Raw genomic sequence first — 21,199 nt, forward strand, 5'->3', positions numbered from 1 at the left:
GGTCTACCAGCACACGTAACCGCCATCGACGATCAGGTCGAGGCCGGTGACGAAGCTTGAGGCGCGGCTGGCCAGGAACACGGTTGGCCCGACCATTTCCTCCGGCGCCGCCATACGTCCCATCGGCGTGTCGCGCTTGAAGATCTTTATCTCCTCAGCCACTTCGGGACGCTTGTTCATCGGCGTCAGCGTGTAGCCCGGGCTGATGACGTTGACGCGCAGGCCGCGGTCCGCCCACTCCATGGCGAGACTCTTCGACATGTGGATGACGGCGGCTTTGGAGGAGTTGTAGTGCGCCTGCGTCAGCCCCCGGTTGACGATGGTGCCCGACATCGAGGCGATGTTGATGATCGACCCTCTTTGCCGCGTCAGCATCTTGCGTGCTTCCGCCTGACAGGACAGGAACACGCCGGCGACATTGACATCGTGAACCTTGCGCCACGTCTCCAGCGACAGAGTTTCGGCAGGGTCGGAGCCGGCGATGCCGGCATTGTTGACGGCGACGGTCAGCGCGCCGAGTTCAGCCTCGACACGGTCGATCGCCGACGCGAGGTCGCTCTCGGAGGTAACCGTGCCGGTCAGCGCCAACGCTTTGCGGCCAAGGGCCGTGATCCTGTGGGCGGTCTCTTCCAGCCCGCCCTTTGACGCATGACCGAAACAGGCGACGTCCGCGCCTGCTTCCGCCAGCCCGATCGCGATCGCCTGGCCAATGCCGCTGCCGGCCCCGGTGACCAGCGCGACGTCACCATTCAATTTGAAAAGATCCATTGTAAACCCTCCCTGACTGCCGGAAGGGTATGCGCTGAGTTGTGCCTCGATCAAGCGGCCTGATCTTGGCCGCGCCGGGGCGCGTTGCGGTTCAGAAATATCCGTCCGACGCCGCCGTGGCTTCCTTCGGGATTTCCACGCCGTCGACCAGGATCTTGTCGACCAGCTCGTGATGGAAGCACACCAGCCCCTTGATGCGCTCGGCCTCGTGCACCGGCTCGGGATAGTACCAGACGAGGTTCTCGTGCCGCTTCTTCGGCGTCGTCACGTGGTAGTAGTTGGAGATGCCCTTATATGGGCAGCGCGAGATGTAGCGGCTGGGCGAAAGCATATCGAGCCGCGTGTCCGCGATCGGCAGATAGTGGCGCACCGGATGTCCGGTCTCGAACAGGAAGACGCCGCGCCGTGAATCGGCCACCTGCTCGCCGTCGAGGATCACCTGCACGCGCCGCGACGAAGGGAGGCAGTCGACGCGGCGGAACGGGTCACGGGCGTGCACGAAGATCTCTTCGTCCTCTTCATACCAGTGCGTCATCTTCGGCCAGTAGAAGGAGATGTAGTCCTGGATCGGCGGGCAGCCCTTGACCGGATCGAGGTAACGCCAGGCGCCGTCCTCGATCAGCGTGATGCCCGTGTTGAGTGAATAATGCGTGGCGACACCCTTGAACGGATCCTCCGTCGTCGTGCGGCTCGGCAACAGGAACTCCTCGCGCACGTCGCTCATCGGGAAGTAATAGACCGGCAGGTGGTCGCTCTCCTGGAACACCAGCGCCTTGGTGGTGTCGGCCACGATCATCGGCCCGACCTGCACCCTGATCCGCTTGGGCGAGGGCATGGTGAAGGCGACATAGCCCGGCTCAAACTCGTACTGGACGATGTTGTCGAGGATCGGGAAATGCGGCCCGCGGCCGCGCAGATGGGGCTTGCGAATGGTCGTCGTCCTCTTCTCGTCGTTTGCCACTAGAGCATGATGCCGAAAAGTGTGAAGCGGTTTTCGGACGGCATCATGCTCTATCTCTTTGAGTGGAGAGCCGGACGATTTCGGGTCGGCCCGACCTGAAATCGTCCGGCTCGGGTTCTTGCGCGCGGCGACGGTCATGATGCCACCGATACGCGATCGAGCAGCAGGCCGGCGGCGATCGGCGGCACGCCGCTGACAGTCTTGCGCACCGGCACCAAAAGGTCAGGGAAATAGCTGAAGATCACCGGCGTCTCGTCGAGCAGCAGCTTCTGGATGTCGGATGCGGTCTTGCGCTGGGAGTCGAGGTCGAGCGCCTTGAGATATCCGGTGACCAGCCCGTCATAGGCGGCGTTCTTGAAATGCGCCGCGTTCCACGGGCCGTCGCTGACCAGCGGGCTCTTCAGGAACACATTCGGCACGCTGCGATGCGCGTAGTCGGTGATGCCGAGCGGGCTGTCCAGCCAATCCGACTGGCCGAACACCGCCTTGCCGTAATATTTGTCCTGGTCCTCGATGTTGAGCGCAATGCGCGCGCCGATTTCCTTGGCGAAGTTCTGGAACAGCTGCGCATAGCCCGGGATGTCGGAATAGCGCAGCGTCGTCAGCGTCATGTCGAAGCCGCTGGCAAGGCCGGCCGCCTCCATCAGCTGCTTGGCCTTGGCGATATCTTGCGTGCGCTGTGCCAGCGACTTGTCGGTGACCGGGAAGGCCGGCGCGAACGGGCTGTCATTGCCGGTCGCCGCCATGCCGCGGCAGAGACCGCCGACCAGTTGCGAACGGTCGATGCACAAGGCCAGCGCCTGGCGCACGCGCTTGTCGGTGAAGGGCGCCATGTCGCAACGCATATGGAGCTGGCGATGCGCGGTCGAGGCGACGCGCAGCACTTGGATGTCGGGGTTGCCCAGCACCACCTGGCTGACGTCGAGCGGGATGGCGTCGAGCACGTCGACCTCACCCGCCTGCAGCGCGAGAATGCGCGGCTGCACATCGCCGTAGAACTTGAACTCGAGCCGGTCGGGCAGGGCCTTGTCGCCCCAGTAGTCGGGATTGCGCACGAAGCTGGCGCCGACCTTCGGCGTATAGCTTTCGAGCCGGAACGGACCGGTGCCTTCGAACGTCTTCTCGTAGTCGCCCTTGTAGCTCGCCGGCAGGATGACGGCGTTGTAATTGTCGATCGATACAGAATAGGGGAAGCTGCCGTTCGGCGCGTCGAGATGGAACTCGACGGTGTGGGCGTCGACCTTGCGGGTGCCGCCTTTCGACAACAGGCCCTTGAACACCGACAGCGCGTTGGACGCGCCGCTTGGATCGGCGAGGCGGTCGAAGGTCGCCACGACGTCGTCGGCCTTGAAGTCCTCGCCGTTGTGAAATTTCACGCCCTTGCGCAGCTTGAAGGTCCACACGCTGCCGTCGGCATTGGGCGACCAGCTCTCGGCCAGCACTGGCTTCAGCGTCAGGTCCGGCTGTGTCACGCACAGGAACTCAGCCACCTGGAAGACCAACTGGTAGCTGCCGCTGTCATAGTAAGTGACCGGATCGATGGCGCCGCCGGGCACGGCTATGCCGGCGCGCACAGTGCCGCCGGGCTTGCCTTCGGCGCGCGCTTGCGGAGTGCCGAGGCCGATCGCCGAAGCGATGCCGCCGAGGAAGGGCAGCGACAGGCCGAGCACGCTGGCATGGCGCAGGAATTCGCGCCGGCCGATCTTGCCGGCAAGCAATTCGTCGATAGCGGAATTTTCGATTGCGCTGAGCGTTTTGCGAGCGGCGTCGATCGTCCTGAAATGCTTCGGCATGGCTGCATTCCTCGCGTCTTGTGGAGATACCGGCATTTAGGTCATTGTTGACCGCCGCCGGAAAGCGATATTTTTTGATTGCAGTCATCGGAAATTTCGATGGCGACATATTTAAAGGCGGGAAGCCATGGACACCGAGAATCTGCGCAGTTTCCTCGAGGTTGCGGCGCATGGCAGCTTCACCGTCGCAGCCCATCGGCTGAACCTCGCTCAGTCCACCGTCAGTGCCCGCATCAGAGGTCTTGAAGAGCAATTGGGCCGCAAGCTGTTCGTCCGCGACAGCGACGGTGTCACGCTCACGCCGGCCGGCCGCCAGTTCCTGCCGCATGCCTCGACGATCACCCGCACCTGGGAGCAATCGCGCCAGGACATCGCCGTTCCCGATGGCTATGAGTCGCTGCTCAGGCTAACCGCGCCCGCCTATCTCTGGGACAGCATCACCTCGCCCTGGATCGACTGGATGCGGGCGAGGCGGCCGAATGTGGCGCTGCGGCTGGAAGGCAGTTTCCCGGATCTGGCGATCGACCAGATCGCCGAAGGCCTGCTCGACATCTGCATCCTCTATCTGCCCAAGCCGCATCCGGGCATCGTCTATCAGACGTTAGCCGTCGACCAGGTGGTTCTTGTCCAGCATGCCGAGCAGCCCGGATCATGGACCGACAACTACATCCTGATGGACTGGGGGCTGGAATTCCGCATCGAGCACGACCGCGCCTTTGCCGGCGTCGTGAAGCCCGCCATCTCGGCCGGGCTGGTGTTCATCGGCCTGCAGCACGTCCTCTCGCGAAAGGCGGCCGCCTATCTGCCGCTCAGCGCGGTAAGCGCGCATATCGAGCGCGGCGAGTTGAAGCGCGTCGAAGGCACGCCGGTGTTCCAGCGCCCGATCTATCTTGCCTATCCCTCGAACCCCGCGTCGTCCGATGCTCTCGACGTTGCCCTGACGGGGTTGCGTACGCTCGCCGGGAACCTGTCCGGCGACCAGGCTTTCGCGGAGAGCGACCGCGCCTTCAGCATGGGACTGTAGGCAGTGGATTGCTTACCGGTACGGACCCTCTCCATTGGTCAAACAATCGAAGTCGGCAAGGCGCGGCGGCGCATAGGATGCAAGCTCTGGTCGTGGGGGGATGCTCGCGATCTCTCGAACCAACTTTCTGCGGATCGCGACCGCAAAAAGAGTGAGATCGTCAACCCCAATCACGAATGCATCGGGTCCGCCGATGACGCAGTGTTCATAGTAGGAATTGAGATAGCCCTCGCTAAATCTCTCAAAGCTGTCGGAAGTCCCATGCGGTAGCGACACCGGCAGACCGTTGATTGTGATGCCCGAGGCTATCACCTCGTCTCTCACCGTGGCGACCGGCGGCCCGGCGTTGTTTGGGCCATCCCCGGAGACATCGATCACCCGGCGCTCGCCAACGGCCCAGTTGCGGGCAAACAAATCCTCCGCTGCCTGGAGGCCGCGCGAAATCGATGTTCCTGCTTCCCTGACGATCGGCCGGGCTGCAAGGGCGTCGGCGAACCGTTTTGCATCATCATGGCTGCCGATGATCGTCCACGGCAGGACCACGCGTTGGTACTTCGGCCCGGCCCATTCGACATACGCGACGGCAATCCTGCCGCGTGCTCCCGATGCTATGGCTCGCGTGACATCGGCATGCCGGAATGCGCTGACATAGCCGTCGCGTTGAATCCGTTGCTCGGCCTGGCTCATCGATGGCGAGACGTCGACAGCCAGGATGAGTTCGAGATCGACGGCGCGCCTTTCATGCCCAGCACCCACCGAGGTTGGGCTGAAGACGCCGAGGAGCAAAGCCAGTATCTTTAGGTATAGTCTCGGCGGCGGCCGTGTCGCCTCCGGTTTATGCCAAACATTTGAAAGGCACCGCGTCCCCATCTGGCACCGCCTCGGCGCATTCCGCGCTCCTTGGCTGGATTTCTATGGAGCGATGCTGGGACTACACGCGGTGTTTCGCTTCACCCGATTGGGGGATGGCGCCGCCTCAGTGCGAAGAAGGCGTGCGCAAGCGCAACAAGAGTGCCGTAAGTTCCGCCTGGCGGCGTGTTCCAGTTTTCGCAAAGATGGCCCGGAGCTGCGTGCGAGCGGTTTCGCGGCCGACGGCCAATGCAGCGCTTGCCGCGCCGATCCCTTTGCCGGTCGCCAGACGAGAGGCGAGCCGCGCTTCGGCAGCTGTCAGTTGGAAAGTCTGGCTGAGCAGTTGTTCGGTTGGCGCCAGCTCGGCCGCCAGGTCGGTGAAATAGAGCAGCACATCGCCGCCATTGAAGAGGTCATGCGCGAATGAAGTCATTGGTATGAACTCTGCGAGAAGCCAGGGTGATCCGTTGCGGGTGATCACGACTGGCTCAGCCCGAAGCGATCCACCCGACGAACTCGTCACCGCAGCCCGCGTCAGCCCCTGCAGACGGGCATCGCTCCACCGATCGATCGCGTGGATGCGACCGTGACGGATCACGAGGCCGCAGCCGAACAGAGCATCCGCATGCTTGTTGACGCGCGTGACATAGCCACGGCAGTCCAGCAGCGCGGCGGCGCAATCAACGTGGTCCAGTGTGGCAAGGCTCGATCCGAGCGAAACATCCCAAACCTTCTCCGCCACGCTTATGATCCGGCTCAGGTCCGGCGCCACGCTCAGGAAACGATCGGCTTCGCTGGGGTAAAAGCGCCCCCTCCGGGCATCGCGATAGAGCGGCACGCACCAACTGCGGTTCTTCACCACGACACGGATGGAGGCCCACCATTCGCGATTTCCGGGGCGAGCGATCTCATTGTAATAGGGCAGGACCCTTCGTTCTTCCGGGGTTGTGATTTCGTCCTCGACGGTGAAACTGACCGGTGGCTTCGCGAGCAACTGCGGCCTGTCGAGAAGGGGATTGGGTCCGTTTCCGATCCTCTCATGCCAGAGAGCCGTAAACTCGGCGTGTTCCGTAGAGTCCGGTCCCCGCACGGTCTTGTGACGTTGATCGCACCCAAACGGGTGCGCTTGGTCGCGGGTGCGTAGACAGCAACTCGTCGCGCCCAGCGAATCCGCGAGCGTTTGAAGCGCTCCCGGCCACCGGTCAAATTCGAAAGCGGCGTCGTAGCAAGCTTCTATCGCAGACGCGATTGCTCCCCCGGCAGCCATTCAATCCGACCTTCGTCTGGATGGATCACCACACCCTCCAGATTACCACACATCGGTGAAATCAAGAATGGCCGGTCAGCAGGCGTGACGCGACGAGCGTCGCAGATGCAAGCCACCCCTGACCCGAAAGGGATATCCATTCGCCCACCGGTCGCTATGCCGGTTCCGCTGCGGTGATCTTGGGTGCCTGCAGCCGCGCCAGTTCCGCGTAGGGAATGTGGCAACCGATCGTGTGGCCGGGCTGGGCCTCGGTGAGTTGCGGCTCCTGCGTTTCGCAGATGGCGCCGATCTTGCGCGGGCATCTGGTGTGGAAGACGCAGCCCGTTGGCGGGTTGGCCGCGCTCGGGATTTCTCCGTCGAGTCGGATGCGCGAGCTCTCCGTCCGGTCGAGCTTTGGAACCGCCGACAGAAGGGCTTCGGTGTAGGGATGATGCGGGCCGGAGAACACCGCTTCCGACGGCCCGAACTCCATGATGCGGCCGAGATAAAGCACGGCGATCTTGTCGGAGAGATAGCGCACCACGCCGAGGTCGTGCGAGATGAAGATGTAGCTGACATCCTGCCTCGACTGCAGGTCGGCCAGAAGGTTGAGGATCGCCGCCTGCACCGACACGTCGAGCGCCGAGGTCGGCTCGTCGCAGACGACGATGCGCGGATCGCCGGCAAAAGCGCGCGCGATCGCCACGCGCTGCTTCAGCCCGCCCGAGAGCTGGCGCGGCTTGACCGCGAGATGGCGGTCGGTGAGCCGCACCGAACGGACAAGCTCTTCCAGCCGCGTGTCCAGCGTCTTGCCGCTGAGTCCGCCCAGCCGCTTCAGGGCGCGGGACAGGATATGCCGGATCGAATGCGAGCGGTTGAGCGCGGAGTCCGGGTTCTGGAAGACGATCTGCACCGCCTTGACCTGGTCTTCCGTGCGGCTGGCAAGCCGTGGCGCCAGCTTCTTGCCTTCAAGCTCGATCGAGCCGCCGTCATCCGGCGCGACGAGGCCAAGCAGCAGCCTGGCGAAGGTCGTCTTGCCGCTGCCGGATTCGCCGACGAGGCCGAGTGTCTCGCCCGGCCTCAAGCTGACCGAGACATCCTTGACCGCGCGCAGGGGATGGCCATGGCTGGCGTAGGTCTTGTTCAGCCCTTCGACCTGAAGCACGGGCGGCGCATGCTTCGGCGGGGCAGCGGGAACGTCGGCGGGTGTCGTACGCGGCAGCGCCTGCGCATTGTCGTGGTAGTGGCAGCGCGACAGGCGGCCATCACCGAGATCGTAGAGCGGCGGCGGCTCGGTGCGGCAGCGCTCGGTCGCCAAGGCGCAACGGTCGGCGAAGGCGCAGCCGACGATATTGGCGCCGATCCCGGGCAGGAAGCCGGGGATGGTGTCGAGCCGGCCCTGGTCCTTGCGCTGGCCGCCGCGCGGCAGGCAGCGCAGCAGCGCCACCGTGTAAGGATGGCGCGGATCGTTGAAGACGTCCTTGGTCCAGCCTTCCTCCACCAGCATGCCGGCATAGAGCACGCCAACGCGGTCGCACATGTTGGAGACGACGGCGAGGTTGTGGCTGATGAACAGGATCGAGGCCGAGAGCTCGCGCCGCAATTGGCCGATCAGGTCGAGCACCTCGGCTTCCACGGTGGCGTCGAGCCCGGTCGTCGGCTCGTCGAGGATCAGCATCGAAGGGTCGTTGGCAAGCGCCATGGCGATCGCCACACGCTGCTGCATGCCTCCGGAAAGCTGGTGCGGATAGCGCTGCATGACGCTGACCGGATCCGAGATGCGCACCCGGTTGAGCATCGCGGTCGCCTTGTCGGTCGCCGCCTGTCCGGTGATGCCGGAGAGCTCGAAGATCTCGGTCAGCTGGCGGCCGATGCGCAGCGACGGGTTCAGCGCCTTGCCGGGATCCTGATAGACCATCGACACGCTGTCCGCGCGGGCACGCCGCAACGCCTCGCTATCGAGCTTCATCACATCCTTGCCGTCGAGCGCGATGGAGCCGCCCGTGATCGAGCCGTTGCGCGGCAGGTAGCGCACCACCGAAAGCGCCACGGTGGATTTGCCGCAGCCGGATTCGCCGACCAGCCCATAGGCTTCGCCGGCCTTGATGGTCAGGTTGACGTTGCGCAGCACCGCGCGGTTGCGGCGGCCAACCCGATAGGCGACCGAAAGGTCCTTCAGTTCGAGCGAGTTGGCGGCGTGGCTTGGCTCAGTCATTGAACGCTCCATGCACGCCGTCGGCCACCAGGTTGACGCCGATCACCAGCGAGGCGATGGCCAAAGCGTCGAACAGCACCGTCCACCAGAAGCCGCCGCCGATCATGCCGTAATTGGAAGAGATCGAGAGGCCCCAGTCGGGCGAGGGCGGCTGGATGCCGAAGCCCATGAAGGAGAGCGTGGCGACGGCGAAGATGGCGTAGCCAAGCCGCACCGTCGTCTCGACCAGGATCGGCGGGATGACGTTTGGCAGGATCTCGACGAACATAGTATGCAGCGCGCCTTCATGGCGCAGCTTTGCTGCGGCTACATAATCGAGCTCGCGTTCGGCCAGCACCGCCGAGCGCACCGTGCGCGCGATGATCGGCGCGAAGCTCAGGCCGATGACGACGATGACGGTGATCTTCGAGGTGCCGAGCGCGACGATGGCGAGCAGCGCGATGATCACCACCGGGATCGCCATGAAGGCTTCGAGCACGCGGCTGACGATGTCGTCTACGATGCCACGGAAATAACCGATGACGAGGCCGAGCGCGGTGCCGGCGATGGTCGCCAGAATGGTGGCCAAAGGTGCCACTGTCAGGATGTCGCGCGACCCTACGATGACGCGCGAGAACACGTCGCGGCCGAGCTGGTCGGTGCCGAACCAGTGATCGGCCGCCGGCGGCGTCAGCGCGTTGATGATGTCGCTTGCCAGCGGGTCGTAGGGAACGAAGTTCTGGCCGAACAGCGCGCAGACGACCCAGAACAAGAGGATGAAAAGCCCGGTCAGGAAGGTGCCGGATCTGGAGAGCGAATGCAGCACCTCGCCCCAGGGGCTGCGCCGTGCGCTGTCGGGCGCGGCGGGCGCCGGCAGGCTGGCTGGCGTGTCTGTTGCGCTCATTGCTCTGCTCCCAGCCGGATACGCGGATTGAGCACGGAATAGAGGAAATCGGCCACCAAGGTCGCCACCGCATAGACGATGCCGATGGTCAGGATGCCGGCTTCGAGCATCGGGAAATCCTTGCCTCGCGCCGCGGTGAAGATCAGTGAGCCGATGCCCTGGTAACGAAACAGCGTCTCGATCACGACCAGGCCGCCGATTAGGTAGCCGGTCTGGGTGGCGATCACGGTGATGGTCGGCAACAGCGCATTGCGCAGCACGTGGCGCCAGATCACCGTGCGCCAGGGAAGGCCCTTCAGCACCGCGGTGCGCGTGTAGTCGGAATCGAGCGCCTCGATCATGCCGGACCGCGCCATGCGCGCGATATAGCCGAACAGCACCAAAAACAGCGGCAGCGAGGGCAGGATCAGGTAATAGAGCTGGGTGAAGAAGCCAGCGCCTTTCGGCCAGGCGGCGGCGATCGGCAGCCAGCGCAGCCAGACCCCGAAGATCAGGATCAGGATGATGCCTGTGACGAACTCCGGCAGCACCGTGACCGACAGGCCGCCGAGGCTGATGATGCGGTCGAGCGGCCGGTTGAAGTTGAGCGCGGCGATCACGCCGCCAAGGATGCCGATCGGCACCACCAGCACGAAGGCGACCAGCGCCAGCTTCATCGAATTGCCCAAGGCATCGACGACGAACGGCGCCACCGGCGCGCGGAACACATAGGACGTGCCCATGTCGCCATGCAGGAAGTTCCAGATCCAGCTTCCATATTGGACGAGCAGCGGCCGGTCGACACCAAGCGAATGGTTGAGCGCATCGACCGCGCGCTGGTCGGCGAACGGCCCGAGAATGGCCCGCCCGACATTGCCCGGCAGCACCTGGCCGCCAAGGAACACCATCACGCTGAGCAGGAACAGCGTGATGAGCGACAGAGCCAGGCGCCGGGTGAGGAAAGCGAGGATGGCGGCGTCTCCTTACGAACGGTCTTGGTGCCCGGTCACGCCGGACGCATCGGAAAAATCAATAGTGGCAGGCGGATCGAAGGCTGTCACGGGCGGAACCGGCCCGGTAAACCGCGACACCTGAACCAGTGTCGAATTGCAGGTCGGCGACTGCGCGAGACGCGACGTGCCGCGATCGGGTGTCAGCACATTTGGATTGCCGTGCTTTTCGAGGCCTTCCGGCTCGCCTGGGCGGGCCGGATCGAACCAGGCCCCGGTCGGCAGTTGCACGACGCCGGGGATCAGACTGTCGGTCACCACGGCGCCGGCAAGGCATGATCCGCGCTCGTTGAAGACCAGGACCACCATACCGTCCGCGATGCCGCGCGCCACGGCGTCCTCGCGGTTGATCAGCAGCGGCGCGCGGTCCGCGACCTTGCTCGCCCGGCTGACCGAGCCGTGATCGTACTGGCTGTGCAGCTTGTCCGCCGGCTGCGGCGACAGGAGATGCAGCGGAAACCGTTCGGCAAGGCTGTCATTGCCGAGCCACTCGCGCGGTTCGCGCCACACCGCATGGCCGGGGCAGTCGTCATAGCCGAAGGACTCGACCGTCGTCGAGAAGAGCTCGATACGTCCCGACGGCGTCGCCAATCGATGCCGTTCCGGATCGGCGCGGAACGCGCCAAGAAAGGTCTGCGACGTCACCGAACGGGCAAGCTCGGCATGGCCGTCCTGCCAGAAGCGGTCGAAGGGCGGCATCGCCACGCCGGCAGCATCGGCATTCTCCACCGCCTGTCGATAGAGATGCCGGATCCATTCTTCGGGGCCGCGTCCCTCGGTGAAGGCTTCGCCTGTGCCGAGCCGCGCTGCCAGATCGGCGAAGATGGCAAAATCGTCGCGCGCCTCCTGGAACGGCTCGATCGCCTGCTTCATGGCGACGATGAGGTTTTCCCGATTCGAGAAGGCGAGGTCGTTGCGCTCGAGCGGCGTCGTCACCGGCAGCACAATATCGGCGTGACGTGCCGTCGCCGTCCAGAACTGCTCGTTGACGATGATCGTCTCGGGCCGCTGCCAGGCCCCGACCAGGCGGTTGAGGTCCTGGTGATGGTGGAACGGATTGCCGCCGGCCCAGTAGACGAGCCTGATATCGGGATAGGTCAAGGCGGCGCCGTTGAAGTCGAACGAACCGCCCGGATTGAGCAGCATGTCGGCCATGCGCGCGACAGGAATGAAATGCGCCACGGCGTTCCTGCCCTGCGGCACCGAAGGCCAGCGGAAACCCATCTCCGGCCTGCCGGCGCCATTCGTCGAGGAATAGCCAAAACCGATGCCGCCGCCAGGCAGTCCGATCTGGCCGAGCAGCGCGGCGAGCGTAATCGCCGCCCAGTAGGGCTGCTCGCCATGGTCGGCGCGCTGCAGCGACCAACTTACCATCAGCATGGTGCGCCTGGCGGCCATGTCGCGGGCGAGGCCATCGATCGTCGCCGCGCCGACGCCGCTGAGTTTCGCCGCCCAGGCCGGATCCTTCGGCTGGCCGTCGCTCTCGCCAAGAATATAGGCGCGCACCGTCTCGAAGCCGGTGCAGTAGCGCGCAAGGAAAGCTTCGTCGTGCAGCCCCTTGCTGATCAGCACATGGCAGAGAGCCAGCATCACGGCGGTGTCGCTGTTCGGCCGCAGCGGCAGCCATTCGGTGTCGGCGCCGCGCGGCGTGTCGTCGCGCACCGGCGAAACGTTGATCAGCCGCGCGCCGTTGGCGACGGCGTTGCGCAGCGCCGCCGACGCTTCGTGCCGCGCCGAACCGCCGCCCTGCACCTGCGTGTTGCGCCAAGGCAGCCCGCCGAATGCGACGATCAACCTAGAATGGCGCTCGATCCCGTCCCAGGTCGTGTGATTGCCGGTCAGGGCGTCGGTGCTGCCCAGCACGTGCGGCAGGATGATCTCGGCCGCGCCGTAGGAATAGCTTAGCACCGAACCGGTATAGCCGCCGATCGTGTTGAGGAAGCGATGCAACTGGCCCTGCGCATGGTGAAAGCGCCCGGCGCTAGCCCAACCATATGAGCCCGCATAGATGGCGCTGTTGTCATGGGTGGAGCGGACCCGGCCAAGCTCCTTTGCCACGATGTCCAGCGCGGTCTCCCAGGACACTTCGACGAAAGGCTCGTCGCCGCGCCTGCTTGCCGGGCCGGACCTGTCGCTCTCCAGCCAGCCGCGCCTGATGGCGGGGCGGGCAACGCGCAGCTCGCCTTGCACCGTGCCGAGGAGCGACCTGCCGATCGGCGATGGGTCGGGGTCGCCGCGCCACGGTTCGACGTCGACGAGCCGGCCGTTCTCGGCGCGGACCTCGTACGTCCCCCAATGCATGGTGGTGAGTAGGGTTGCGGTTCCCATAGGACGCGTCATCCCGCTATGGCGATGACGGACAAGGCGCACGGCGCCCTGTCCCGATCTCGCCTGCAAGCGCCAACCCCTTTCGAGGCTGGCGCAGCGGCTTGCCTCATGCTCAGCCTTTCGACGCCTTGTCGAGGAACAGCTGCGACATGGCGGTGGGCTGCACGCCCGCCACGCCCTTCGCGGTCGCCGTCAGATAGTCGTAGAAATAACCGAAGACGACCGGGGTTTCCTCGAGCAGCAGCTTCTGGATCTTGCCGGCGGTGGCCTTCTGCGCCTCGAGATCGAGGGCCGCGATATAGCTCGCCGCCATCTGGTCGTAGTCCTTGTTCTTGAAGTGAGCGGCATTCCAGGTGCCGTCGCTCTTCAAGGGGGCGGCGAGATAGACGTTCGGCACGCCGCGGTGGCCGTAGTCGGTGATGCCTATCGCCGAATCCAGCCAGTTCGACTTGCCGAACACGGCATCGCCGTAATAGGCGCCCTGGTCGAGGATGTTGAGCTCGAGCTCGATGCCGATCTCCTTGACCCAGTTCTGGATGAGCTGGGCGTATTCCGGGATCTCCAGATAGCGCTCGGTGGTGAGCGTCATCTTGAAGCCCTGCGCGAGGCCGGCCGCTTCCATAAGCTGCTTCGCCTGGGCGATATCCTGCTTGCGCTGCGGCACGCTGGTATCGGTCGAGGGGTAGACGGCGGCGAACGGGCTGTCATTGCCGATCGCGGCACGTCCCTTCATCAGGCCGGCGGCGAGTTTCTCGCGGTCGAGGCAGAGCGCGATCGCGCGGCGCACGCGGGCGTCCTTCGTCGGGCCCTCGTCGCAATGCATGTGCAGCTGCTGGTGCGCCACCGACTTCAGACTGATGATGTCGACATTCGGGTCGTTGAGCACGGCGACGCCGGCCAGCACCGGCATCTGGTTGATGATGTCGATCTGGCCGCCCTGCAGCGCCAGGATCTGCGGTTGGATGTCGGTGAAGAAGGTGAATTCGGTGCGATCTGGCAAGGCCTTGTCGCCCCAGTAGTCGTCATTGCGCACAAAGGAAGCGCCGACCTTCGGCGTGTATTTTTCGAGCTTGAACGGCCCGGTACCGTCGAAGCTCTGTTCGTAGCCGCCCTTGTAGCTCGCCGGGATGATGACGGCGTTGTAGTTGTCCGACGACACCATGTAGGGGAAATTGCCGTTCGGCGCGTCGAGGTGGAACTCGACGGTGTAGTCGTCAACTTTCTTGGTGTTGCCCTTCTGCAGGATGCCGTTGAACACCGACAGCGCGTTGGACGAGTTGGCCGGATCGGCGAGCCGGTCGATGCTGGCCACCACGTCTTCAGCCTTCATCTCGCCGCCCGAGTGGAACTTGACGCCCTTGCGCAGCGTGAAGGTCCAAACCGTGCCATCGGCATTCGGCTTCCAGCTTTCCGCCAGCGCCGGCTTCAGCACCAGGTCCGGACCGTCGACGCAGAGGAATTCGGCCACCTGCTGCATGACGAGCAGGCCGCCGGCGTCCGCGATTGTAACCGGATCGATCGCCGCGGCCGGCACGCTGCTGCCGACGCGGATGGTGGCGCCGGCCGCCCCCGCTGCACGAGCGAGCGAAGGCGCCGCGCCGAAGCCGGCCGCCATGCCGATGCGGCCGAGCAGCGGCAGTGACAGGCCGAGCAGGCTGCCGTGGCGCACGAATTCGCGGCGGCTAATGCGGCCGTCGATCAGGCCGTCGATGAGATGGTTTTCGAGGGGCGTGCGGCCGCGCCGCAGCAGATCGAGAATGCGATAGTTCTTGCTCATGGGTCTGAGCCTTTCCCCAGTTTGTTGTGGTTGGCGAGTGCCTCAAATTGACGAATGCCGTGGAGTTCTCCTGTTCCCGGCTCTCGTCAGTATCGGTTGATGTACAGTAGCATGCGGCTCCGACCGGTCCATCCGCTGGTTGGGACGGAAAAGTCAGATTTTCTTGATGAATTGTCTGTCGGCCAGGCGACCAGTTGCCGCCTTTTTCCCGATAAGTCCTGCTTGCTTTTCGACATCCCTCCTAGGTCAGCGGCAGTCTGCGGTAAGTCCCGGGGTTTTCCGGGTCGTGATATTTGTTGCAGGGACCGTTTTCGACGAAATCGCGATGGCAGGCGGCAAGCCGCTCCTGCGACAGCGTGACCCCGAGGCCATTGCCTTCGGGCACGCGCACGGTGTTGTTCTTCGGCGAAAACGGACCTTCCTCGATGATGTCCATCGGCTGCATGCGAAATAGCGACTGGTTGGGTTCCCTGATCCAGCCGAGCGCGGCGCACAGATGCAGATAGCAGGCGCTGCCGATGCCGGTGTCGCCGCTGTAGCACCAATAGTCGACGCCGGCATGCTCGCAGGCGCCGACGAAACGCAGCATGCGGTTGATGCCGCCATGCGCCGTCGGATTGCCGACGAAAGCGTCCGGCACCTTCAGCTCCATGGCGCGCGCGATATCGATGTTGTGGGTCGAGAACGGGATCGAGCAATGACGGCGCAATTCGCGCATCTCTTCGATCGTCGCCACCGGATCCTCCCAGTTGCGCACGCCGAGCTCTTCCAGCGGCCGTGCCAACTGCCTGGCGGTCGCCAGCGAATAGGCCTGGTTGGAATCGATGCGGATCATCGCCTCGTTGCCGAGCTTCTTGCGGATCAGCTCGACCATCTTCATCGAGACCTTCGGGTCCTGCGTCGAGAACTTGCCCTCGAAGAAGGTCGTGCCGTAGTGCTCGTTGAGTTCGACGCAATAGTCGGAGACTTCTTCCGGCGTCTTCTCGCCCTTCACCTTGGCACCATCGCCGCGCAGCGAGAAATAATCGGTGAAGGGGATGTCCTTGCGCACCGCGCCGCCGAGCAGCTGATAGAGCGGCTGCTTCCAGGCCTTGCCGCGCAGGTCCCACAACGCCATCTCGATGGCGCCGAAAGCCATGATGCGGGTGCGGTCGTTGATCGACTGCACGCCGCTCCAGAAGGGCAGGGAGACTTCCTCGGCGCCGGCGATGTCGAAAGCGTCGCGGCCCGAGAGTCTCGGCGCCAGCACGTCGTTTATTATGGCAGCCGCACCCGGCGTCGGCGCCTCGCCGATGCCGACGAGCCCGTCCTCGGTCTCGACCTCGACGATGGTCGGCGAGAAGCCGTCGAGTTCGCCGAAGACCCAGACGTAAGGCGCTTCCAGCCGGTAGTTGATCGGGGTTGCCTTGACGCGCCTGATCTTCATGTCAGCCGATCTCGAAGAAGGGCTCGCCGAGCAGGCCCGGATCCACGTCGATGCCTAGGCCCGGGCCGTCGGGAATGCCCATATGGCTGCCCGTCACCGTCGGTGCGTTCCTGGCCGTGCGCACCGTCACCCATTCGTGGAAGGCGATGGCATGCAGCCGGCGCTCCGCGGGCGTCGACAGCGACAGATGCGCCATGGCGGCGGTATCGATCTCTGCGCCGCCCGTGTCTTCCACCGTGATCATGAAGCCGAGATCGACGGCGACGTCGCGGATCAGCCGCGTCTGCGTCACGCCGCCGAGCCGCGAGATCTTCAGTGTCAGGCCGTCGGCAGCACCTCGGCGGTGGATTTCCAGCATCTCGCCCAGCGAGGTGACGGATTCATCCAGCACCATCGGCTTGTCGAGCATGCGGCGCACCGACATGTTCTCATCCAGCGTCGTGCAGGGCTGCTCGAACGTGTAGTCGATGCCGCGCGTGGCGTCGGCGAACTGGCGCGCCTGGTAGGGCGTCCAGCCGGCGTTGGCGTCGCAGAAGATCACCGTGCCTTTCGGCACCGCGGAGGCAACCGTCGTCACCCGCTCGATGTCGTCATGCACATTGCCGCCGACCTTGACCTGCAGGCGGCGGCAGCCTTCGGCGATGATCCGCTTGGCGAGAGCCGCCATCTGATCGAGCGTGCCGTGGGTGACGACCCGGTAGGTCTCCGCCATATCGCTTTCGCGGCCACCGAGTATGGTCACCAGCGGCACGTCTGCCGCGCGCGCAGCGAGGTCCCAGCAAGCCATGTCGAGCGCCGACTTGACGTAGGGATGGCCCTTGAACACCGTGTCCATCAGCCGGCCGATGCCGGCGAGGCCGCGCGGGTCCTGGCCGATGAGATGTGGCGCGATTTCCGGTACGCCCGCGCGCGTTCCCGCCGGGAAGGCAGCCGAATAGAAATTGCCGAGCGGCGCCATCTCGCCCCAGCCGGTCACGCCGCTGTCGGACGTGATGGCGACGATCACCGCGTCGAAACAGTCGGCGACCCGGCCCTTGGACATGCGGTAGGGCCCGTCCACGAAGGGCTGCACGACATGGTAGGCCTTGATGCTCTTGATCTTCACGTTTGTATCCGCTGTCCGGTCCGTCAGTTCTTCGACGCGCGTTTTTCGAGGCCGCGCGCGTAGGAAAGCAGCTCTTCGAAATCGAGGTCGATATGCTCGCGCGCATGGCGCTGGGCGGCGCGCATGTCCGAGCCCTTCATCAGCGCCACATAGGTTTCGTGCACGTCTTCCGCCGGCACCGGCTCGTTGCGAGCTCGCTGATGCAGGGCGAAATACATCTGCAGCCGGCTGGTCAGCCGCTGCCAGGTCTCGAGCAGCACCGAATTGTCGGCCCACTCATGGATCAGACCGTGCAGCTGCAGCGCGGTCTCGATCTGGCGCGTGGTGTCGAGCGCCCGCGTTGCCTGTTTCACCGCCTCGTGGCGCCGGTCAAGCTCGTCGAAGAAACGCTGGTCGCGCTGGGGCCATGTAAGTTCGATGGCGAATTCGTCGAGCACCTTGTTCAAGGAATAGGCGTCGATGATGTCCTTCGCTGTGACGTCGATGACGAAGGTCCCGGCATAGGGGATGCTGGTCAGGATGCCTTCCTGCACCAGCTCGCGCATGGCCTCGCGCAGCGGCGCGCGGCTCACCCGCATCTGCTCCGAAATCCTCAGTTCGTTGAGCTTTTGCCCCGGTTCCAACTGGCCGGTCAGGATGGCGCGCCGCAGCAGGGCGACGATCTCCGCCCTGCGCGTCGTATCCGCGATCGGACTGAAATCCAGCTTTGCCATAGGTCGACTCCCGGGAGGAATTTCTGCAAGACAAGCAGATTGTCGACAATCTAACAAGAGCCGATTTCCGTCAATTCCGGATTAGACTGGCAACCTCAAGCCGCGCGGCCGTAGAAGCCGATCCTCTCCTCATCGGTGAACATCACACCGGGACGCTCATAATAGGAGAACACCGCGATTATGCGCTCGCGGTTGCCCTCGACGGTGGTGACCCGGTGCGCGGTATTCTTGCCGCGGAAAACATTCAGCGTGCCGGCCTTGATGCGCAGGATCTTCGCTTCGGGGTCGCGCCCTTCGAGCAGCTTGGCCACGCCGTCGTAGTTCGGGTCGCTGTCCGAGCGCAGGTTGGTGCGGTATTCGAAGTCGCCGCCGATCTCGGGGGCCTGCAAGAGCAGCGTCGTGGTGAATTCGGAGCGGTCGAAATGCCAGTTGAGCGCTTCGCCGGCGCGGTAACCCATGACATTGGCACGGGCCAGCGGATCCTGCATGACGTGGAGTTGGGGCTTGTCCATCGTCGCCGCCAGGAACCGCACCAGCGGCTCGTATTCGTAGATCGACAAAACCGTGCTGCCGGGAATCTGGTCGGCGCAGACCGTATGGCTGATCGTCTCGACCTTGCGCAACGCCGGATGATCCGGCGCCAGTTCCGGAATCGACGGCTTGAAGTAGATGTTGTGCATGCGCTTGTGGACGTGCGAGCGGGTGTCCATCACCGGCCGGATCTCGGCGACTGCCTTTTCGGCAATGCCGGGACGCAGGAACCCTTCCAGGTTGAACATGCCGTTTGCCGCGAGCGCGGCCTTGGACTCGCTAACCAGGCGCTGCCATTCAGGGCTGCCTTCGCGGTTCAGCGGATAGCGGTCCAGGTCAAGAATGGTTTCGATCATAGCGTCCTCCAAAAATCTGAGATCACTACACCAAGGAAAACTTTGCCGCTACGCGGAAAATTGTTAGGCTCTCCCAAGAAAATCTTTTGAGGATAGAGCGTGGAAAAACTTCCGCCGTTGAATGCGATGCGGGCATTCGAGGTCGCGGCCCGCGCCGGCTCCTTCACGCTTGCCGCGAGCGAGCTCGGCGTCTCGTCAGCCGCGGTCAGCCAGCAGATCCGCAATCTGGAAGACTGGTTCGGCAAGCAGCTCTTCATGCGCAACGGCAACCGCATCGCGCTGACCGATGCCGGCCACGCCATCTACCCGCAAACGGCGCATGCGCTGGCCGAGATCGCGGCGGTCAGCCGGCGCATGCTGGAAGGCGGCCTGCGGACGCGCCTGGTGGTGAGCGTGCCGTTCTCGCTTGCCGAGCTTTGGCTGGCGCCAAGGGTTGCGGTGCTGCTCGACGGTTTTCCGCAAATGGCGATCGATGTCCGGGTCGAGGACGATCCCGTCGATGTGGTGCGCCAGAACATCGATCTGCGCATCTCCTATGGAGATTATCACTATCCGGCGCTGAAGATGGTGCGCCTCGTTCATGACGAGGTGCTGCCGGTCGCATCGCCCGACTTCTGGCAACGCCACGGCGCCGCCGATTTGGCGGATATGCATGAAAGCCATTTCATCCACACCAACTGGGGTCCGAACTATGCCTCGCATCCGAGCTGGTCGGATTGGTTCGCGGCGGCCGGCGGGACTCGTGCGCCCGATCCCTCGCATGGCCGGCGCGTCGGCCTGTCCAGCCTGGCGATCGGCGCCGCGCGGCTGGGCCTGGGCATAGCGCTGGGACAGAGGGTAATGGCGAGAGCCGATCTCGAGGCCGGCCGGCTCATCGCGCTGTCATCCGTGTCGATTCGCCTCGGCCAGCCCTATTGCGCCTTTATGCTGCCGGCGAAGGCCGAGCGTGCCGATATTGCTGGACTGGTGGAACTGCTTGGAAGCAATCCCGCGAGGGTACGGAACGAGCCGACTGAGCCCAAATAACAAACGGCGCCCTCGGCGTGGGAGCCGAAGGCGCCGTCGGACCGGAACTGATGGGGGTTATCAGCTGGCCGGTTTCGGTTGCGGCAAGGGAGAAACCGGCATTCCGGGTCCGATCTTCTGCAAATTGCCCGTGATCACCTGGTCGGTCTCGGAAATGCCCGAGATCACGGAAATCAGGTCGCCGTCGGTGGGCCCAAGCGACACTAGCTTCTGGTCGACGGTGTTGCCCTTGCCCAGCACGTAGAGATATTTGCCGAGCTGGCTGGAACCCAGCGCCACCTGCGGCACCATCAGCGTGTTGGGCTGTTCCTTCACATGCAGGCGCACCCGCACATATTGCCCAGGCAGCAGCGAGAACTTGGCGTTGCCGATCGTGGCGCGCGCCGTGATCGTGCCGGTCGAATGGTCGATGGTGTTGTCGATGAAGGTGAGCTCACCCTTCTGGCTGGGCTTGGTTTCGCCGGGCAGAAGCACGTCGACGGCGATCGGGCCGTTTGCCTTCGCCTGCTCGATCTGCACCAGGTCGGTCTCGCTCGGATTGAAGGTCACATAGATCGGGTCGAGCTGGACCAGCGTGTTGAGCACCGTGCCGGCGACGCTGACCAGCGTGCCGACCGAAGCCTGGTTGCGGCCGATGCGGCCGTTGAACGGCGCCTTGATCTCGGCGTAACCGAGATTGAGCTCGGCAGTCCGCACCGCTGCCTGGTCGACGGCAAGGGCGGCCTGTGCTGTGCGCAGGTTGCTGGTGCGCTGGTCGAAGCTGTCCTTGTCGAGATAGCCGGCCTTGGCGAGGTCGGTGCCGCGGCCGAGATTGGATTTGGCGTATTCGAGCGTCGCGGTGTCGCGCTGCACCTGCGCCTTGGCCTGGTCGAGCGCGGCCTGATAGTCCTCCGGCGCGATCCGGTAGAGCAGGTCGCCCTGCTTAACGTCGCTGCCGTCAGCGGCGGTCTGCTCCTGCAGATAGCCCGGCACGCGGGCCTGCAGCGTAATGCTGCGGATCGGTTCTACCCGCGCGGCATAGTCGAGATAGATCGGCAGCGTCTTCTTCACGACGTTCACCACCGGCACCGGCATGACGAAGGCCGCCGGGGCGGGCGCTGCGCCCGCCGTGCCGCCGCCGAGATAGCCCGGATTCAGCAGGTGGACGCTTGCCACCGAGATCGCGCCAAGCGCAACGGCCGTTCCTAAAGCGATTTTCCATTTACGCAT

Annotated in this window: 17 protein-coding genes; 2 read left to right on the forward strand and 15 right to left on the reverse strand. The window is 64.3% G+C overall.

Translation table 11 applies throughout. The features are described from left to right. Positions 1-3 precede the first annotated feature (3 nt). The 3 genes from EN869_RS31570 to EN869_RS31580 all read right to left on the reverse strand — a co-directional run bounded on the left by EN869_RS31570 (position 4) and on the right by EN869_RS31580 (position 3,522). The gene (locus EN869_RS31570; RefSeq protein WP_127230490.1) at positions 4-768 is read right to left on the reverse strand and encodes an SDR family oxidoreductase; all 765 of its coding nucleotides are present in this window, start codon (positions 766-768) and stop codon (positions 4-6) included. A 91-nt stretch (positions 769-859) separates the two neighbouring features. Beyond that, complete coding sequence (locus EN869_RS31575; protein WP_348630869.1) at positions 860-1,657, reverse strand: DUF427 domain-containing protein; 798 nt, start codon at positions 1,655-1,657, stop codon at positions 860-862. Positions 1,658-1,863: 206 nt separating this feature from the next. Further along, on the reverse strand, positions 1,864-3,522 hold the full coding sequence (locus tag EN869_RS31580) for an ABC transporter substrate-binding protein (protein WP_127230492.1): 1,659 nt from the start codon (positions 3,520-3,522) through the stop codon (positions 1,864-1,866). A gap of 127 nt (positions 3,523-3,649) precedes the next feature. Between EN869_RS31580 and EN869_RS31585 the strand changes: the two genes are divergently transcribed. Further along, entirely contained in the window at positions 3,650-4,546 is an 897-nt protein-coding gene (locus EN869_RS31585; protein ID WP_127230493.1) for a LysR family transcriptional regulator, read from the forward strand. A gap of 12 nt (positions 4,547-4,558) precedes the next feature. Here the strand turns inward: EN869_RS31585 and EN869_RS31590 are convergent, their stop codons facing one another. The 11 genes from EN869_RS31590 to EN869_RS31640 form a co-directional block, all read right to left on the reverse strand. Next, complete coding sequence (locus EN869_RS31590) at positions 4,559-5,332, reverse strand: DUF1194 domain-containing protein (protein WP_167506956.1); 774 nt, start codon at positions 5,330-5,332, stop codon at positions 4,559-4,561. A gap of 190 nt (positions 5,333-5,522) precedes the next feature. Further along, on the reverse strand, positions 5,523-6,389 hold the full coding sequence (locus EN869_RS31595) for a hypothetical protein (RefSeq protein WP_127230495.1): 867 nt from the start codon (positions 6,387-6,389) through the stop codon (positions 5,523-5,525). Positions 6,390-6,816: 427 nt separating this feature from the next. Next, on the reverse strand, positions 6,817-8,856 hold the full coding sequence (locus EN869_RS31600; RefSeq protein WP_127230496.1) for an ABC transporter ATP-binding protein: 2,040 nt from the start codon (positions 8,854-8,856) through the stop codon (positions 6,817-6,819). Next, complete coding sequence (locus EN869_RS31605; protein WP_127230497.1) at positions 8,849-9,739, reverse strand: ABC transporter permease; 891 nt, start codon at positions 9,737-9,739, stop codon at positions 8,849-8,851. The genes EN869_RS31600 and EN869_RS31605 overlap by 8 nt, the downstream gene beginning before the upstream one ends. Further along, entirely contained in the window at positions 9,736-10,689 is a 954-nt protein-coding gene (locus EN869_RS31610) for an ABC transporter permease (RefSeq protein ID WP_112095225.1), read from the reverse strand. The genes EN869_RS31605 and EN869_RS31610 overlap by 4 nt, the downstream gene beginning before the upstream one ends. A 12-nt stretch (positions 10,690-10,701) precedes the next feature. Next, positions 10,702-13,056 (reverse strand): molybdopterin guanine dinucleotide-containing S/N-oxide reductase, encoded by a 2,355-nt coding sequence (locus EN869_RS31615; protein WP_127230498.1) that lies wholly within the window; start codon positions 13,054-13,056, stop codon positions 10,702-10,704. 112 nt (positions 13,057-13,168) lie between these two features. Then, positions 13,169-14,833 carry an ABC transporter substrate-binding protein gene (locus EN869_RS31620; RefSeq protein WP_127230499.1) on the reverse strand — a complete coding sequence of 555 codons (1,665 nt, stop codon included), beginning with the start codon at positions 14,831-14,833 and terminating at the stop codon, positions 13,169-13,171. A 241-nt stretch (positions 14,834-15,074) separates the two neighbouring features. Beyond that, the gene (locus tag EN869_RS31625) at positions 15,075-16,259 is read right to left on the reverse strand and encodes a mandelate racemase/muconate lactonizing enzyme family protein (RefSeq protein ID WP_127230500.1); all 1,185 of its coding nucleotides are present in this window, start codon (positions 16,257-16,259) and stop codon (positions 15,075-15,077) included. 1 nt (position 16,260) lies between these two features. Next, complete coding sequence (locus tag EN869_RS31630; RefSeq protein WP_127230501.1) at positions 16,261-17,364, reverse strand: mandelate racemase/muconate lactonizing enzyme family protein; 1,104 nt, start codon at positions 17,362-17,364, stop codon at positions 16,261-16,263. A gap of 23 nt (positions 17,365-17,387) precedes the next feature. Next, the gene (locus EN869_RS31635) at positions 17,388-18,077 is read right to left on the reverse strand and encodes a GntR family transcriptional regulator (RefSeq protein ID WP_127230502.1); all 690 of its coding nucleotides are present in this window, start codon (positions 18,075-18,077) and stop codon (positions 17,388-17,390) included. A 95-nt stretch (positions 18,078-18,172) separates the two neighbouring features. Then, the gene (locus EN869_RS31640) at positions 18,173-18,964 is read right to left on the reverse strand and encodes a 2OG-Fe(II) oxygenase (RefSeq protein WP_245489563.1); all 792 of its coding nucleotides are present in this window, start codon (positions 18,962-18,964) and stop codon (positions 18,173-18,175) included. A gap of 99 nt (positions 18,965-19,063) precedes the next feature. On the opposite strand from EN869_RS31640, the gene EN869_RS31645 reads away from it, so the two are divergent. Continuing rightward, a complete protein-coding gene (locus EN869_RS31645) occupies positions 19,064-19,990 on the forward strand; it encodes a LysR substrate-binding domain-containing protein (protein WP_127230503.1) in 927 nt (308 codons plus the stop codon). Between the two features lie 60 nt (positions 19,991-20,050). On the opposite strand, the gene EN869_RS31650 is transcribed toward EN869_RS31645, so the two are convergent. After that, on the reverse strand, positions 20,051-21,199 hold the full coding sequence (locus tag EN869_RS31650; protein WP_127230504.1) for an efflux RND transporter periplasmic adaptor subunit: 1,149 nt from the start codon (positions 21,197-21,199) through the stop codon (positions 20,051-20,053).

This window comes from Mesorhizobium sp. M2D.F.Ca.ET.226.01.1.1, assembly GCF_004022705.2.
Taxonomy (GTDB): domain Bacteria; phylum Pseudomonadota; class Alphaproteobacteria; order Rhizobiales; family Rhizobiaceae; genus Mesorhizobium.